Raw genomic sequence first — 16,269 nt, forward strand, 5'->3', positions numbered from 1 at the left:
TCATCTGCCACGCACCCAGCCGCCCGGCCCCGGCAGACGCACCGCCAGCGATACCGCCGCATAGACCGCAAAGCCAACCGGATCGCGCAGCCCCCGGCGGGCGATGCCGCGCAGGCCCAAGCGGGCTGTCCCGGCATTGGCCAGAAGGTCGGGATACCGCGCCTCGATCTCGCGCACGCCGCGATCCTGCCGCCGCCGCACGCGCACCAGCCGCCGCCAGCCTTCGACCATTGGCCAACGATAGCTCGCAGGCACGCGCACCCGTGCCTGCGGGGGGAACTGCAGGCGCACGAATGTGTCGTCCGAAATGATCTGCGGCCAGTCGCCCCAACGCGCGCGCCCTGCCGCATTGACCGCAAAGACCCCAAAACCCGGCACGTCCTGAGTGAAGAACGGCAAGCACTGCCAGAACCGCGCATAGCCGCGCGTGATGGGACTATGGGGGGGCGGAACGACAGGCGTGCCGCTTGCATAGCGCGGCGCCGCGCCGCCGAGTGCATCGATCAGTTGCGCGATGAGGTCTGGCGAAATCACGACATCCGCATCGAGGTAGATGCGGGTGCCGTGCCGCGCCGCCGCATCACCAAGACCAAGCGCATTCAGCTTGCCCCCCTGCGCCGTTTCGATGACCAAAAGATCACGCTGCGGCGCGTCAAAGCGTCTGGCAATCTCGGCTGTCGCGTCATGGCACCCATTTGCGACGACGATCACCTGCAAGGCCGCGCCACCCAGATCCGAGGCAAAGACAGCCTCAAGGCACGCGCCTATGTAGCCCGCCTCGTCATGCGCCGGAATGATGACGGTTGCGGAGTGCGTCACTTGCGCGTCTCGACCGCGCGCCAGCGGGGGTTGCGGTCATCTGGCCAGCGCATTGCGCCCCAGCTGCCCCATTTGCCGGGGGCCGACACGTCATTGAACTGGTTGAACGGCCCCGCATCCAGCGCGGCCCAGCTATCCAGCAAGTCGGCATAGAGCGCACCCATCTCGGCGCTGTAATTCAGATGCACGAAAAAATCAGTCAGCGCATCATCATCCACTTGCGGGCCAAGCCCGACGACATGCGTGCCGCCCTCATACATCGTCATGTCCAGCCCGTGCCGCTGCGCCACCTCGGCATGATGGGGCCAGATGCGCGTTATCAGATCCTCCAGCGTATCGGAAGGATCCCCGCTCTGCGCCCCGCTGCGCAGCTCGGCGGCGGCGTATTGCGTGGCCAGATCATAGCGATGCGCGTCGATATAGCTCTCCAGTTCCGCGCCGGTCAGCCCGGCATCGCGGCCCACGCCAGAGGCGGCGTCAAGGCTCTCCTCGAGCCAACCGGCGATCAGCCCGCGCCGTTTATCCGTGCCCAGAACATGGCCGAAATATCCCGTGACGGCGTAGGCGTCGAACGCCTCCACGGGCGCGGCCCAGCCATCGGCAACGGCCAGCGGGGCATTCAGGATATCCGCCTCAAGGCCCAGCCAGCCCGTCTGCGTGCCGATCACATTGACCAGCCGCGCGCGATCCTCAGCAAAGGCCGTGCTCCAGATCCGCGCCACTTCTGCCGCGCGCAGCCCGTGAAACTGCGCCCCCCGGTCCGCCTCGTCCCAAAGCGCGCGGGCCTGCGCATCGGCCCATTCTGTTTGTGCAAACTGCCAGTTCCACACCTCGTTCGAGAATTCGGCATGCACGCGCAGCCCTTGCGGGAGCATATCACGCACCGCCGCCGCCATGGCCTGCACATAGCTGTCGCCCGCCAGATGCGGCACGCAGAGCCACGGCTCGGCGCCGGTTTGCTCGCAAAGGGCCATCATCACCTCAAGCGGTGCGCCGGAGCGCGTGTAGGAGAAATCATCCGGCGTCGGCCGGCGGCTCCAGTCGTCCACCTCGGAATTATTGGTGTTCATCCAGTCCATGAAGCGCAAGCTCCGCAGCCCGCCGAGCATCTCAAGCCAGTCAGGCCGGAACATTGCACCGGCCTCATGCGACGCAACAAGATCGGCGCGCACGACGCTGATATTGCGAATATAATCGCCATTTCCGCCCGGATCACTGCGCTGAATCCGAATATCGACCGGGCCGGAGCCGGGGGCAAAATCAAAGCTTACCTCGCCGTCGCCGTAGCGCACATTCTGCGCACGCCCGGCAACCTCGACGATGCCCGTCCCGTCAAAGCGCAGGACATAACGCCCGGCCAGCGCTTGCGCCTCTTCGGGTAAATCGGTCAGTATCAGAGTCCCGATCGATCCCAGATCGCGCGGCAGCTCTTTCGGCCAGCCGTGAGCGTCCAGAAGGCCCTGCGCCGCGAGGTCCGCGTAATCGCGCCCGCCCCATTGGCCCGGCAGATGCCCGATCCAGCGGCGCGCGGTTTTGAATACGTCGATAAATGGCTGCTGGGTGCTCCAATCATTGATCGGCGCAAGGTTGACGGCAAGTGACTGTTGCGCGCTCGCAAGACCAATTCGGGGCGCAAAGGGCGCGGCCGCAAGGCCCGCCAGCACCGCGCGGCGGCTGAGGGTCATGATGCCACTCCCGTCTTTGCATAGCCCGTCACCACGTCCCAGACCGTCTCTTGCATGACGCGCGCCAATTCTGGCCCCGGCGTCTCCGCCGCCGTGCCGTCGGCGCGCAGCAGCGCATCCGGCAGTCCGACAGGCGAGCGATGATACAGCACCGCGTAATGCGTCAGCGCGACCAGATAATTGCCCAGATCGCTTGGATGGATCATGTCTTGGCTGCCGTCGGGCTTGAGGCGAAAGAGGTCGCGCCGCGTGCGCATCGGCCCGATGCCGCCTTCGGCTTCGACCCGGCGCACCAGCGCGGCCATGACTTGCCCTGCCGGGATCACGCGCACGGCAGGTGCATCCACATCATGCGCAGGGCGCAGGATGCGCGCCTCCCAAGCGCCGGGCAGATCGGCATCCAGCCGCTCCAGCCAGCCCTTGGGATCATCCAGCTGATGCCATGTCTCGTAGAGATAGACCCGCATTTCGGGGTTTTCGCTGCGCGCAAGCTTCGCCCATCTGGCCAGATACTCAGCGCTCTTGTGAGAGCGGATCGCATCCTCGATCTCGACCATTTCGGTCAGCACGACGGCATCATATGCCCCGCTGCCGATGGCTTCCTTTGCGGGTCTGAAACGGTCATGCGCGTTCTCGTCGTCAAAGCCGTTGATAGGCACATCCGGCTCCCAATGCTCGCGCAGGGATGTGCCCCAGCCAAGCTGGCTGTGATACCCGTGCCCTTCGGGCGCAAGCTGCGCCAGCATGGCGGGCATGTCGCGGCCCACCAGCGAATGGCCAAGGTGATAGACTTGCAGCGCGCCCTCGGGCGCGGGCAATGGCGCCGCATGCGCCGCCTCCAGCACCTCAGGCGAGGGCGCGCGGCTAGCCCACGTCCAAGCCATCGCCGCACCGGTCAGCGCCAGAATGCCCGCGCCCAGCCAGATCATCACGCGCTTGCCCATATGTGCCATGCCTCCAAAATCATCGTCTTAGCCCCCAGCGAGGCTTGCGCGCCAGCGTCATGCCGCAGGCGATAACATCATCCTCCATCGTGAACCGCCCCGAAAGACGGGCACCGGCGGCAAATTCGCCCACAGGGCGCGCAAATGTCGCCTCGAACTGGCCTGTGTCCAGATCGGGCGTAATCTCCAGCGTATCGAAATCAAAGAGGGTTTCGGTCAGCGGATATTGGCATTTATACGTGCATTCCTTGGCGGAAAAGATCAGCCGCGCAAGGATACCGCGCGCGTTCTCGGGCTGGCAGGCCAGCCATGCGCGCTCGGCCAGGGTGCAGACTTCGGGGATCAGATTGCGGTCGAGGGGCGCGGCCTCTTCCAGATCGACACCGATGGCGCGGATTTGAACGCGCGGGGCCAGCGCCGCGATGCACAAATGCCCGCAATGCGAGATGCTGCCTACCAGCCCCTCGGGCCAGATGGGTGCGCGGTCAGGGCCTGCTGGCACGGCCGCGGGCGCGCGGCCCAGTGCGACCATCGCGGCGCGCGCGGCGGCGCGGCCTGCGGCGAATTCCTGCACGCGGGCGGGCACGGCGCGCATGATGCTGCCCGCCTCCTCGGCCCAATGGGCTGGCTGCGGCGCGCGTGGATCGCTCAAGCTGATTTCAACCTCATCCGCAAAAAGCGCTGCCAGACGGCCCTCGCGGTGCGGCGTTGGCGCGCCGGAGGGGATGGTCGAGGCCGGATAACCCTGCAAATTGCACATCACCGGACCTCGCTGCGCGCCGCGCGCATTGCCCGGCGGCGCTGCATCATGTCATCGCGCGCAGGTGCCTGAGGCACAGTCTTGGGCGCCTCGGGCGCGGCGCCGCCCAGATGCGCGGCCAGATCGGACAGAACCGGGTAACGGAACACATCGGTGATCGTCAGCCGCACCTGCGGCAGAGCCGCCGATATGTCGCGGTGCATCTGCACGGCCAGCAAGGAGTGCCCCCCAAGCGCAAAGAAGTTGTCGCCCGGCTGCACGTCCGTGAGGCCAAGAACATCACACCAGATCCGTGCGATCTGCGGCGTCAGATCCGCTGCGCCCATGGGCGGCGCGCTCCGAATGTCTTGTGACACGGGCGGCTTTGCCTCCGGCGCACTGACCGCAGGTTGGGCATCAGGCTGCCGCACGGCCAAGGCGGCGCGGTCGATCTTCTTGTTCGGGGTCAGCGGGAAGGTCTCCAGCAAAGTCAGGCTGGCGGGCACCATCGCGGGCGGCATATGTTGCGACAGCTCGGCGCGCAGCGCGTCCGTGTCGATCGCGCTAGGGGCCGTGAAATAACCGGCGAGCCGGATATCCCCGCCCTCGCCCCTTGCCGTGACGACCGCCCCGGTCACACCAGGATGCGCCGCGATGCGCGCCTCGATCTCGCCCAGCTCGATCCGGTGGCCGCGGATTTTCACCTGCCCGTCGTTGCGCCCGAGAAAGGCCAGCGTGCCATCCGCGCGCCATGCGGCCAGATCGCCCGTGTCATAAAGCGTGCCGCCCGCAAGGCCCGGCAATTCGCGAAACCGCTCAGCTGTCAGATCGGGGCGCTGCCAATAGCCCATCGAGACACCCGCCCCCCCGATCCAGAGTGTGCCGGGCACACCGATCGGCACGGGGACCCCCGCCTCGTCCAGCACGTGGCACACGGTATTGGCAATGGGCGCCCCGATGGGGGCCGTGCCTGAAATGGCATCCTCCAGCGGCTGCACCGTGGACCAGATCGTCGTCTCGGTCGGGCCATACATGTTGAGGATGCGCGCGGAGCTGGCGCGGCGCAGGTCGGCGAGCAGATCGCCCGGCAGGGCCTCGCCCCCAAGATAGAGACGGTGCAGGCGGCCAAGCGCGCTGCGCGCTTCGGGGTTCATTGCCATGATCCGCGCCATGCTGGGCGTGCATTGCAGATGCGTGACGCCGTGGCGCACGATCTGCGCGGCAAGCGAGAAGTCATCAGCCTCCAGCACATCGGGCGCATTCGCCCGGCGCAGCACCTCGGCGATGGGGCGCAGGCCCTCAAGGACGCGCGCTGCGTCGATACCGTAGTCGATGAGGCAGCCGATCTCGGTCACGCCGATCTCGGCCAATTGTTCCACCCGCGCGAGGCCATCCTCGACAGTGCCAAAAAGCCCCGCATCCTCGAAGTATCGCTCGAACGCAAAGTCGAGGATGGCGTCCATCTCATCCTCATCCAGCCCGCCGAGGTCGATCTGCATCGGGTTCTGCACGCCCTTGGGCTTCTTGAAGGCAGGGAAGGCCCAGGCATATTGCTTGATGAGACCCGCCGCGCTGCGCAGGTAATCCTTCATCGGGCCGCGTGCGACCTCGCGAGCGGCCTCGCGGCTTTCGGCCAGATAGCTGTGCAGCATCATCGTGACCTGAAAATCAGCCGGATCGTGACCGGCCTCGCGCAGGGCGGCGTGGTAGATCTCGATCTTGCCGCGCACCTCCTCGATGGTCTGGCCAAGCAGATGGGTCAGCACATGCGCGCCCAGCGCGCCCGCCTCGCGCCATGTGTCGGGATTGCCTGCCGTGGTCACCCAGACCGGCAGTTCGGCCTGCACCGGGCGCGGATAAGTGACGACGCCATGCGGCGCGCCCGATGCCGTGGGAAAGCCCACCTCCTCCCCGCGCCAGAGCGCGCGCACCTGATCGAGCGCGGCGTAAAGCGCGGGCTTGTTGGCGGGGGGCGTATTCTCGGGGCGCAGGATGAAGTCATCTGGCTGCCAGCCCGAGGCAAAGGCAATCCCCGCGCGCCCGCCCGTCATGTTGTCGATCACGGCCCAATCCTCGGCGATGCGGGCCGGATGGTGTAGCGGTGCCACGCAGCTGCCCGCGCGGATATCGAGGTTTTGCGTCACCGCCGCCACCGCCGCGCCCGTCACCGAAGGATTGGGATAGGCGCCGCCGAAGGCATGGAAATGTCGCTCGGGCGTCCAGAGCGCGGTAAAGCCATTGGCATCGGCGAATTTGGCGCCCTCCAGCAAAAGATGATATTTGCCCGCTTCGCTGCCGCCGTCATTGCCCCAGTAATAGAGGCCGAATTTCATGCCGCCACGCCCCGCGCCGCGCATCCGCGAGCTGCCCGAGACGGCGGCGCGCGTCTCGCCTCCGCTGAGCACGACCTTGACGCCCCTGCTGAGCGTATGAAAAAGCTCGAGCACCGAGATGTCGAAGGCAAGGCTGGTCACCGCCAGCCAGACGTCGCCCGCGCCCGCATCGACATGCGCGTCCATCCCGGCGCGAAAATTGGCGACGTTACGATGGCTGACACGCACACCCTTGGGGGTGCCGGTCGAGCCGGAGGTATAGATCAGATAGGCGGGATCCTCGAGCGTGGCGGTATCTGTCACTGCGCCGTGCGATTGCGGGATATCCTCGATCCGCATCACCTTGGCGGCTGTTGTTCTCAGCGGCTCGGCCAGCAACCCCTCCAGCGCAGCCTCGGTCAGCACATGCGCCGCGCCGCTATCGGTGATGGCATGGGCAAGCCGCGCTGCGGGATAGTCGGGATCAAGCGGCACATAGGCGCCCCCCGCCTTCAAGATACCAAGCGCGCCGATCACAAGAGGCAGACCGCGCGCCGCGCAAAGCGCCACATGGGCGCCGCGCGCCACGCCCGCGCCTTGCAATGCGGCCGCCACGGCATCCGCTTGGGTCATCAGATCGGCATAGCTGAGCGATCTGTCCTCAAAGACCAGCGCCGTGGCGCCGGGCGTGCGCGCGGCCTGCGCCGCAATCGCGCCATGGATGGTCCGCGCGTCGCCCAGATCGACGGCAGCGCCGTGCCAGCCGTCAAGAAGGGCGCGGTCCGCCTCCGGCAGCGCAATATCGGTGCCGCCCTGCAACAGCTCATCCAGCCGCGCCGCCATGAGATCTGCCGCAGCGGGATCCAGCCGCGCGGCGTCCACCATCAGCTGGCCCTCGGGCAATAGAACGCTCAGCACCGTGCCGGGGATCGGCGCACCGGCTTCCGACAGGCCCACGGATGGCACGTCAAGGCCCGGCGCGCCCGGCAGGCGCAGCCCCAGATCGGCGGCCATCGCCCCATGCGCATCGGCATCGCGCAGCGCCGCGGGAGCGTCCTCGCTGGTCAGTGGAACCCATGGGGCCGCATCATCCGCCCAATCCCCCGCGCCGCGATGGGCAAGATAGCCCTCGCCGCCCGCGCTCAGCGCGGCCCATCGGGCAATGCGGCGCACGCCCTCGGCCCGGCTCAACCCCTCGGGCAGAGCGATGGCGCGGGCCTGCCAATCGGGCGCGGCCTCGCTGCGCCGGGCCAGAGGCAAGCCAAGCGGCTCGGCGGCGCTGAGCACGCGGCGCCAGTGATCCTCATGCGGAGCGAGAGCCGCGCGCGCGGCACAATCCACAGCGGGACGTGGCAGGGTGTCGCCGACGGCCACAGCCACTTCCGGCACCCGTCCGTCCATCCGCCGCAACCCCGAAAGGCGCAGCGCACCATCCGCGCACATCACGGTCAGCCAATCCGCACCCTTGGCGATGACCACACCCGGCGCGCCCGCGCCATGGGCAGGTTCGGCGGCAGGTTCGGCGCGACCCACTTGCACGGGCGTCTCGCCGATGTGAATGCGCGCGGTCGCGACCGGATTGGCGTGCCCCGCGAAGTCGAGCCCGCGCACCAGTGCCAGTGCCGCCTGCGCCGGCCCCATGAGATCCAGATACCACGCTGCTGGCGGCAGATCGGTGCGGGTGAAGACTTGGCGCCCAGTCAGATCCTGCGCAGCGCGGCGCGGTGCGGCAGAGGCCAGCTGATCGATCACCTCGCCAAAGCTGTCGAGCCCTTCGGCATAGCACCGCGCGTTCAGCGCATGTGCGGTGACGCCCCGCGGCATGTCAAAACTCCGCGCGACCAATATATCGCCCGCATCCACGCCGGCGGTCATGTGGTGCCAGGTCACGCCATGCGCGGCGCGCCCATTCAGGATCGCCCAGACCGGTGTGTTGACGCCCGCGTAGTCCGGCAGCGGCCCGTCGTGGAAATTGATCGCACCGCGCGCAGGCCATTCCAGCATCTCCTGCGGCACTATCCGAAGGTTCGCGATGCTCAAGAGCCAGTCGGCACCGCCCGGCACCAGAGCGGGCACATCCTCGATGCGCTCTGCCACTTGCACACCCGCGCCCTCGGCCCAGGCGCGCACGGCCTCGTCGCGCGTCGCGACTGCGTAAATGGCTGCCCCCCGCTCGATCAGCTGGGCACCGCAGGCGATGGTCAGGCTCTCGTCTCCGATGAGAACGCAGCTAAAAAGGCTCATGTCGGATCTCCTCCGCGCGCTGTTCGTTCGGCGGCAAGGACCGCCCGGCTGTCCGGGATCGCGCGCTGCGACCGGCACGTGACGCTGTGGCGCAGTCCGTGCATGATCAGATCCCGCAAGAAGTGCGGCGGATCGCGCCGCGTGCAGCCCGTCAGAACGCAGCGCACACGCCACAGCGCCTCGCCCAGCGCGCGCGCCACTGTCGCGGCAACCGCATAGGCGCGACCATGATTTTGCACGAAGTAATGCAGCCGCGAGTCGAACCAATAGTCCGGCGTGCGCGCCCAGTCGCGCATCCCCGTCGAGACCGAGCCCAGATGAACCGCCTCGGAGGCAGGCACATATAGGCAGGACCAGCCTGCACGCGCCGCGCGCAGGCAAAGGTCAGTTTCTTCGAAATAGAGAAAGAACGTCTCGTCAAAGAGGCCGATCTCGTCCAGCATCCGCTGGCGCAGCATGAGCGACGCCCCCGCGACCCAATCGACCGGTGCGGTCGCCTCGGGCACCGGGATCGGAACGACCCAGTCGCGCAAGAGCCGCGTGAAGAGGCCCGTGCGCACCGCGCCCTCGAACTCGCCCGGCACCGACGGAAAGCGAAACGCCGTGCGATGCAACGCGCCATCCTCGCCCACGATGCGGCTGCCTGCCATGCCTGCCTCGGGATGCGCCTCAAGCGTGTCGAGCAGAATCCGGATCGTATCAGGGTGCGGCCACGCATCCGAATTCAGGATATAGACAAAATCGGGTGCTGCCCCGCCCGGCAATCCCGCGCGCAGCCCCAGATTGTTACCCGCGCCAAAGCCGCCGTTGCGCCCCGATTGAAGCAGCGTGACGCGGTCCCAGCCGCGTGCGGCAATTGCCTCCGAGATCATCTGCCCCGAGCCGTCGCCCGCGGCGTTGTCGACGATGGTGATCGCGCCCCGCAGCCCCTCCATCGCCGTCAGAGCATGGCTGGCGGCCTTGAGGCTTAGCTCGGGCGTGCGATAGTTCAGCACGATCACGAGGATGCTTGGCATTCTAGGGTCCGTCACGTGATGCTTACTCCGCCGCCGTGCGACTGGCCCATCGCGGCGCGCTGCCACGGCGAGATGCCTTGTCCGCCTCCGCCGCGAGGGCGCTGATATGGCCCGCCAACACCGACACATTCGGCACCAGAACCATGCTGTCGTGATCGCCGGGCACCTCGATGACCGACACCTCCGAGCAGTAAGTCGACCAGCCATTGTCGGGAATGACATATTCGCGCGCCGCGCTGATCCATGCGCCGCCCATACCCCGCCAATGCCTGTCAAGCTTGGGCCGGAAGAGCGTCAGCGGCCCATCCCAGCGGGCCGGGCAATAGGCGGCGGCGGCAGCGCGAAACGCCTCTTCGATCGCGGCATTGTGGAAACTGCCGGGGGCCTCGGCGGGGCCAGCGCCGCGCCTTCTGGACAGCTCCCAGCGCAGGCGCGCGCCTGCCCATTCGGCCAGATAGCGCGGCCCCTTGCGGCGCAGTTCCTGCAGCTTGATCCGGGCCTTGTCGGCGCGGCTGAGCGCCGGGCGCTGCGGCAGCGGCGTGTCGAGAAGGGCGAGCAGGCCCACCTCCTGTCCCTGCTGGCGCAATTGCTGCGCGATCTCATAGGCGGTGATCCCGCCCCCCGAAAACCCCGACAGGTAGTAAGGCCCTTCGGGCTGCACGCGGCGCATCTCGGCGATGTAATCCGTCGCGGCGGCCTCCATCGTGCGGTGCGGGGCGGCGCCGCCCATAAGCCCGCGCGCTTGCAGGCCCCAGACGGGCCGGTCGCGCCCGGCCAACAGGGCAAGTTGACGCAAATTCAGCACATTGCCGAACATGCCGGCAACAATGAAGATAGGCGTCTGCGCACCTGACATATCCGGATGCAGCGGCACCAGATACTGAGGCGCATCATTGGCCTCGGTCTGCGCAAGCTCACCCTTTTCGGGCGCATCCGGCACGCTGCCACCTGCCACGGCGCCGCCTGCCGCGTCGATGCGCGCCGCCAGCGCCGCGATGGTCGGCGTCTCGAAGAGAACCGAAAGGGGGAAATCCACCCCGTGGCGCTGCTTGACCTGCGCAAAGAGACGCACCGCAAGCAGCGAATGCCCCCCAAGATCAAAGAAGCTGTCCTCGGCCCCCACGTCCGAAATCCCCAGAAGGCCCGACCAGATGGCGGCAAGGCTGGCCTCAGTGCCCTCCCTGGGCGCGATGTAGTCGGTATCCATCGAGGGACGCTCGAAACTGGCGCTGCTGCCCTTGGCATCCGGTGCAGTCGCCGCCTCGGCGATCAGTGCATTCAGATCAAAGGGCGAAATGGCGATGCGCGCCGCGCCGCTTGCGCGGGCAGACGCCAGCGCCCGGTGGAGCGCCTCTGCGCCCTCCTTGGCGGTGATGCCTTGGGCAATCTGGCGCATCAGGCGCTGCTCGGCCGGGGTCAGCGGAAGCGCCTCGCCAGCGGCAAAGTCGATCTCGGATGGGGCTGGCGGCGCGTCGAGCCTTGCCAGCGCCGAATGTGCAAGGCGACGCATGCAAAACCCCTCGGCCTCCAGCAGGACATCACCCTCCGGCGTCGCCAGCGTGATGTCAAATAGCGCCGTCTGCGCATCCCCGCCCTGTCCAAGGCGCACCCAACTGACGATGTCGGCGGGCAGCGGGGCATACATGCGCAGATCGGCATAACCCGCTGGCACCCACAGATCGCTGGCATCATAGCCCGCATGCAGCGCGATGGCCCACCCGGTGGCCAGATCGAGAAGCGCCGGATGCGCAAGCCAGCCAACCTCCAGATCCGCGCGATGCGCGGCGGGCAGCGCCAGATGTGCGATGCCCTCCTCCTCAGCCAGAGCCGTCCGCTGCACCACACGCCAGCGCGGGCCAAAGTCCAGATGCGCCTCCTGCGGCGACGTGAACTCTCCTTCGGCCCAAGGGCCGCAGCGCGCCTCGATGCCCTTCACGTCGATGCGCGGGGCGGCGCGCGTCAGGGGCGCGATCTGCGCCTCGGCGGTCGTCACCTCACCCGCGTGCCCGTCCAGAACGGCGCGGCGGTGGAGCGACAGCGCGCGAACGCCCTGCTCCGGACCCAACCTGAGCGCACCGGCCTGCGGCGCACCCGGCGCGGCGGCAAAGGGACGCAAGAAGTGCAAATCGCTCAGTTGGAAGGGGCAGAAGTCCGCGCCGCCAGCCATTGCCTCTGCCGCCAGCTCGATCACGGCGGTGCCGGGCAGCAGGATCTGCCCCGCCCGCGTACGATGCTCAGCCAGCACCCAGTCGGATTCGGGCGACAGCTCGAGCACGAAGCGCGTGCCGAGATCTGCCGCCTCAGCCACGCTTTGCAGCATTGGCGTGTCCAATGTGCGCGGCGCGTCCTCCTCGCCGGTGCGGCGGGCCATTGCATCCGCTGCCATTCCGATATCTGACCAGACACCCCAGTTTATCGCGATCACACGGGTGCGCCCGCCGCGCCGCGCAGCGGCCACGGCGTCGAGATAGGCATTGGCGGCGACGTAATCGACTTGGCCCGCAGGCGTGGTCAAGGTGCTGGTTGACGAGAAAAGGACCAGCATGTCGGCACTGCCATCGGGGAAAACCGCGTCGATGACGCGCAGGCCCGCGATCTTGGGCGCCAGAACCGCCTGCATGCTTCCCGCATCCTTGGTCAGAAGGGGCGCGTCGTCGATCACGCCCGCCGCGTGAATGATGCCCGCGAGCGGGCCGATCCTGGCCAGATCCGCACGCACCTGGTGCATTTGCGCCAGATCGGTGACATCGGCAGCAAGGCAGGTGACACGCCCGCCCAGATCCTCGATCTGGCGGATCGCGGCAATCTTGCGGGCCGTGCTGCCCGGAGTTTGCGCCATGCGCGCCCAGCTTTCGCGCGGCGGCAGCGCGCTGCGCGACAACAGCACGATATGCCCGCCGGCCCGCTGCGCGATATCGCGCGCGACGCTGAGACCGATCCCGCCGAACCCGCCGGTGATGAGGTAAAGACCGCCCTTGGCATAAACCGGCGGTTGCTCTGCCTCTGCGGCCTCCAGCGGGGTGGCACGCAGCACACGCTCAAGCCGCTGCTCGGCGCGATGTGCGGCGACGGTATTCGAGGGCTCGGCCAGCACCTCGCGCATCAAGAGGCGATGGCGATGGGCTGCACCCGCTTCGGCGGTGCGGCGGTTGCGGCGCGCGGCAGGCTCAGGCCGCTCGACATCGACCAACTGCGCGGTGAGGCCGGGAAATTCGCGGGGAATGACGCCGATGGGGCCAAGGACACAGGCCTTTTCCGGATAGCACGGCCCCTCGCCTGCCACGCGCAGCGCGCCCGAGGTCACGGCAATCATGTGGCAGCCGTCGGGCAGTTGAACCGCGCCAAGGGCCTGCGCCAGATGGGTCAGGCTATAAAGGCCATGTTCGAGATTGCGGTCGAAAAAGCTGGAGCCGGGGCGATGCGTCTCGCCGTCGGTGACACCCCAGAAATGCACGATGCGTTGGGGCAGACGGCCATCAGCGCCAAGCGCGCTCAGCAGCGCCTCATACCCTTCGCGCCCCTGTTCGGGCGACAGGATGTATGCCTCCTCATTTTGCCGCTGAAAGCTGTCGCCAGAGCGCACGACCGTCACCGTATGGCCTGCACCGCGCAGCGCCTCGGCCACCGGGGGCGCGGCACCCGCCTCATCGGCAAAGATGAGCCATATGCGCGGCGTGCCAAGGATCTCTTCGGTTTCGGTGTCGCAATCCGCGGGCTGGGGCCGCCAGCGCGGGGTATAGCCCCAGTCGCGCATGTCGGGCGTGCGCAGCAGCGCGCGGGCCTCTGCATGGGCGGGCTTGCCCGGCTCGATGAAATAGCGGCTGCGCTGGAAGGGATATCCCGGCAGCAGCACGCGGTTGCGCCGCGCGCCGCCCCAGATCTGATCCCAATCCGCCTCGATCCCGCAGGCCCAGAGGCGGCCGATGACCCCCAGGAAATGCGCGTCATCCGCCATCGCATGATCGGGGTGGCGCAGGGTGCTGAAGGCTTGTCCTGGCCTGACGTGCGGGCTCATCTGCGCCAGCGACGCCAGCGCCCGGCCCGGCCCCACCTCGAGAAAGACGGATGGGCGCGCGGCCAGCGCGTCGATGCAGCTGGCAAAATGCACGGTCTGGCGCAACTGCTGCACCCAATATTCGGGGTCCATCGCCTCTGCATCGCTCAGCGGTGCGCCGGTGCGGTTCGACATGATCGGGATCTGCGGCGCCGCAAGGCTCATCCCCTCGAGGTGCGCGCGGAACTGCGGCAGAATATCATCCAGCATCCGCGAATGGGCGGCGATATCAATGGCGACGCGCTGGCATTCGATGCCATCGCCCGCAAGGCGCGCGGCCAGCGCATCGAGCGCTGCCTGAGGGCCGGAAACGGCGCAGAGCCCCGGCGCATTGACGCTGGCAACATCCAGATCCGGGCCGACAAGCGGCGCAAGATCGTCCTGCGCCAAAGGTACGCTCAGCATCCCGCCCGCCGGGACGCTGTCAAACAGGCGACCGCGCAGATGCACGAGGTCAATACACGCCTCGAAGGACATCACGCCGGCCAATGCGGCGGCGGTATTCTCGCCCATCGAATGGCCGACCAGCGCATCGGGCTGCACGCCCCAGCCCAGCCAAAGCTGCGCCAGCGCATATTCCGTCATCATGATAAGCGGGAGCTGAACCGAGGGCCGCTTGAGCGCCTCTGCCGCGGCCGCCTCACCCCCCGGTTCAGGCAGCCAGAGCGCGCGCAGGTCATAGCCCAGCTGCGGCGCGAGATGATCGAGGCCCCGGTCCATCCATTCGGCAAAGACCGGCTCGGTCTCATATAGATCGCGGGCCATGCCGGGATATTGCGCGCCGCCACCCGGAAACATGAAGACCAGCTGCGGCGCGTCATTCGGCGCCTCATGGGTGTGAACGCGCAAGGGATCGGCTGCCTCCAGAAGGCTTGCGGCCTCTTCATGCGTCGCGGCAACCAGCACGCGCCGCTTGGCAAATCCGTGGCGGCCGTTCTTGAGCGTGTGGGCGATATCAGCGAGCGGCACGTCCTGATGCGCGCGCATATGTGCGGCCAAGTCCGACGATGCGGCATCGAGCGCGGATTTGCTGCGCGCCGAGAGCGTCAGGACATGATAGGGAAAATCACTCTCTTCCGAGGCGGCGCGCGCGGGCGCCTCCTCCAGCACGACATGGGCGTTGGTGCCGCCAACGCCCAGCGAATTGATGGCGGCGCGGCGCGGGCCAGCGTTGGGCGCGGGCCAATCCATCAGGTGATCCGCCACCGCAAAGCGACCCGCGGCAAAGTCGATGGCCGGATTGGGCGCCTCGTAATTCAGGCTGGGCGCAATCTGCGCGTGATGCAGCGACAGCGCCGTCTTGATCAGGCCGACAACGCCCGCTGCGGTGTCCAGATGGCCGATGTTACTCTTGACCGAGCCGATGTGGCAGGTGCCGCCAGCACCCGCATGCGCCGCGTTCAATGCGGCGACCTCGATCGGATCGCCCAGATACGTCCCGGTGCCATGACATTCGATGTAGCCGATGCTGGCCGGATCCACCTGCGCATCGCCGAGGGCGGCGCGGATGGCCTCCGCCTGCCCCTCGACGCTGGGAGCGAGATATCCGGCCTTGGCCGCGCCGTCATTGTTGATCGCCGTGCCCTTGATGACGGCCCAGATATGATCGCCATCGGCCACCGCATCCTCCAGCCGCCGCAGCGCCACCGCGCCCGCGCCGCTGCCAAAGACGGTGCCTTGCGCGCGATGATCGAAGGCATGGCAATGCCCGTCTGGCGACAGGATCTCGTTATCCTTGTAAAGATAGCCGCGCCCCTGAGGCAGCTCGATCGTCACGCCACCCGCAAGCGCCATGTCGCATTCGCCGCGCATCAGCGCCTGACGCGCGTAATGCACCGCCACCAGCGAGGTCGAGCAGGCGGTTTGCAGCGTGACACTGGGCCCTTTCAGATCAAAGACATGGCTGACGCGGGTCGACAGGAAATCCTTGTCATTGCCCGTATGACGCAAGAGGAAAAGGCCCACATCCTCGACCAGATCTGGATTGCTGCGGATATTGTCGCTGTAATAGCTGCCCTGCCCGCACCCGGCAAAAACGCCGATGCGCCCGGCAAAGCTGCGTGGCGCGTGGCCCGCCTGCTCCATCGCGGTCCAGGTGACTTCCAGGAATTTCCTGTGCTGCGGATCCAGAATGGCCGCTTCCTTGGGACCAAACCCAAAGAACTCGGCATCGAAATCGGCAAAGCCGTCCATCGGCGCGGCAAAGGGAACGTAATTTTTCTGTGCGATGCGCGCCGGATCCTCGCCCGCCGCGATCAGCGCGTCCCGGTCCATCTGCACGATGCTCTCGACGCCGCCAGACAGGTTTTCCCAAAAGCGCTGGAGATCGCCCGCCCCCGGAACGTTTGCCGCCATACCAACAATTGCGATGTCACCAGATACACTGCGACCGGATGCATTGCTGATAGGCGTGGCCAGATGGGAAGATGCAGCCATAAGATTAACCCCCCGTCGCC

The 16,269-nt window shown here is 67.3% G+C and carries 7 protein-coding genes; all 7 read right to left on the reverse strand.

Going from position 1 to position 16,269, the window contains the following annotated elements; all coding sequences use genetic code 11:
- From V8352_RS10970 to V8352_RS11000, 7 genes are read right to left on the reverse strand one after another with little or no spacing between them, the layout of a single operon-like run.
- Entirely contained in the window at positions 1–819 is an 819-nt protein-coding gene (locus tag V8352_RS10970; RefSeq protein ID WP_336424336.1) for a glycosyltransferase, read from the reverse strand.
- A complete protein-coding gene (locus tag V8352_RS10975; protein ID WP_336424337.1) occupies positions 816–2,504 on the reverse strand; it encodes a hypothetical protein in 1,689 nt (562 codons plus the stop codon). The genes V8352_RS10970 and V8352_RS10975 overlap by 4 nt, the downstream gene beginning before the upstream one ends.
- Positions 2,501–3,457, reverse strand: coding sequence for a hypothetical protein (locus tag V8352_RS10980; protein ID WP_336424338.1), 957 nt, complete (start codon positions 3,455–3,457; stop codon positions 2,501–2,503). The genes V8352_RS10975 and V8352_RS10980 overlap by 4 nt, the downstream gene beginning before the upstream one ends.
- 10 nt (positions 3,458–3,467) lie before the next feature.
- On the reverse strand, positions 3,468–4,208 hold the full coding sequence (locus V8352_RS10985; protein WP_336424339.1) for a 4'-phosphopantetheinyl transferase family protein: 741 nt from the start codon (positions 4,206–4,208) through the stop codon (positions 3,468–3,470).
- Positions 4,208–8,743: a MupA/Atu3671 family FMN-dependent luciferase-like monooxygenase gene (locus tag V8352_RS10990; protein WP_336424340.1), complete on the reverse strand. Its 4,536-nt coding sequence runs from the start codon at positions 8,741–8,743 to the stop codon at positions 4,208–4,210. Before V8352_RS10990 ends, V8352_RS10985 begins: the two co-directional genes overlap by 1 nt.
- Complete coding sequence (locus V8352_RS10995) at positions 8,740–9,759, reverse strand: glycosyltransferase family 2 protein (protein ID WP_336424341.1); 1,020 nt, start codon at positions 9,757–9,759, stop codon at positions 8,740–8,742. Before V8352_RS10995 ends, V8352_RS10990 begins: the two co-directional genes overlap by 4 nt.
- A 22-nt stretch (positions 9,760–9,781) precedes the next feature.
- Positions 9,782–16,249 (reverse strand): type I polyketide synthase, encoded by a 6,468-nt coding sequence (locus V8352_RS11000; protein WP_336424342.1) that lies wholly within the window; start codon positions 16,247–16,249, stop codon positions 9,782–9,784.
- Positions 16,250–16,269: the final 20 nt, after the last annotated feature.

The organism is Roseovarius sp. D0-M9, from assembly GCF_037083805.1.
GTDB lineage: Bacteria > Pseudomonadota > Alphaproteobacteria > Rhodobacterales > Rhodobacteraceae > Roseovarius.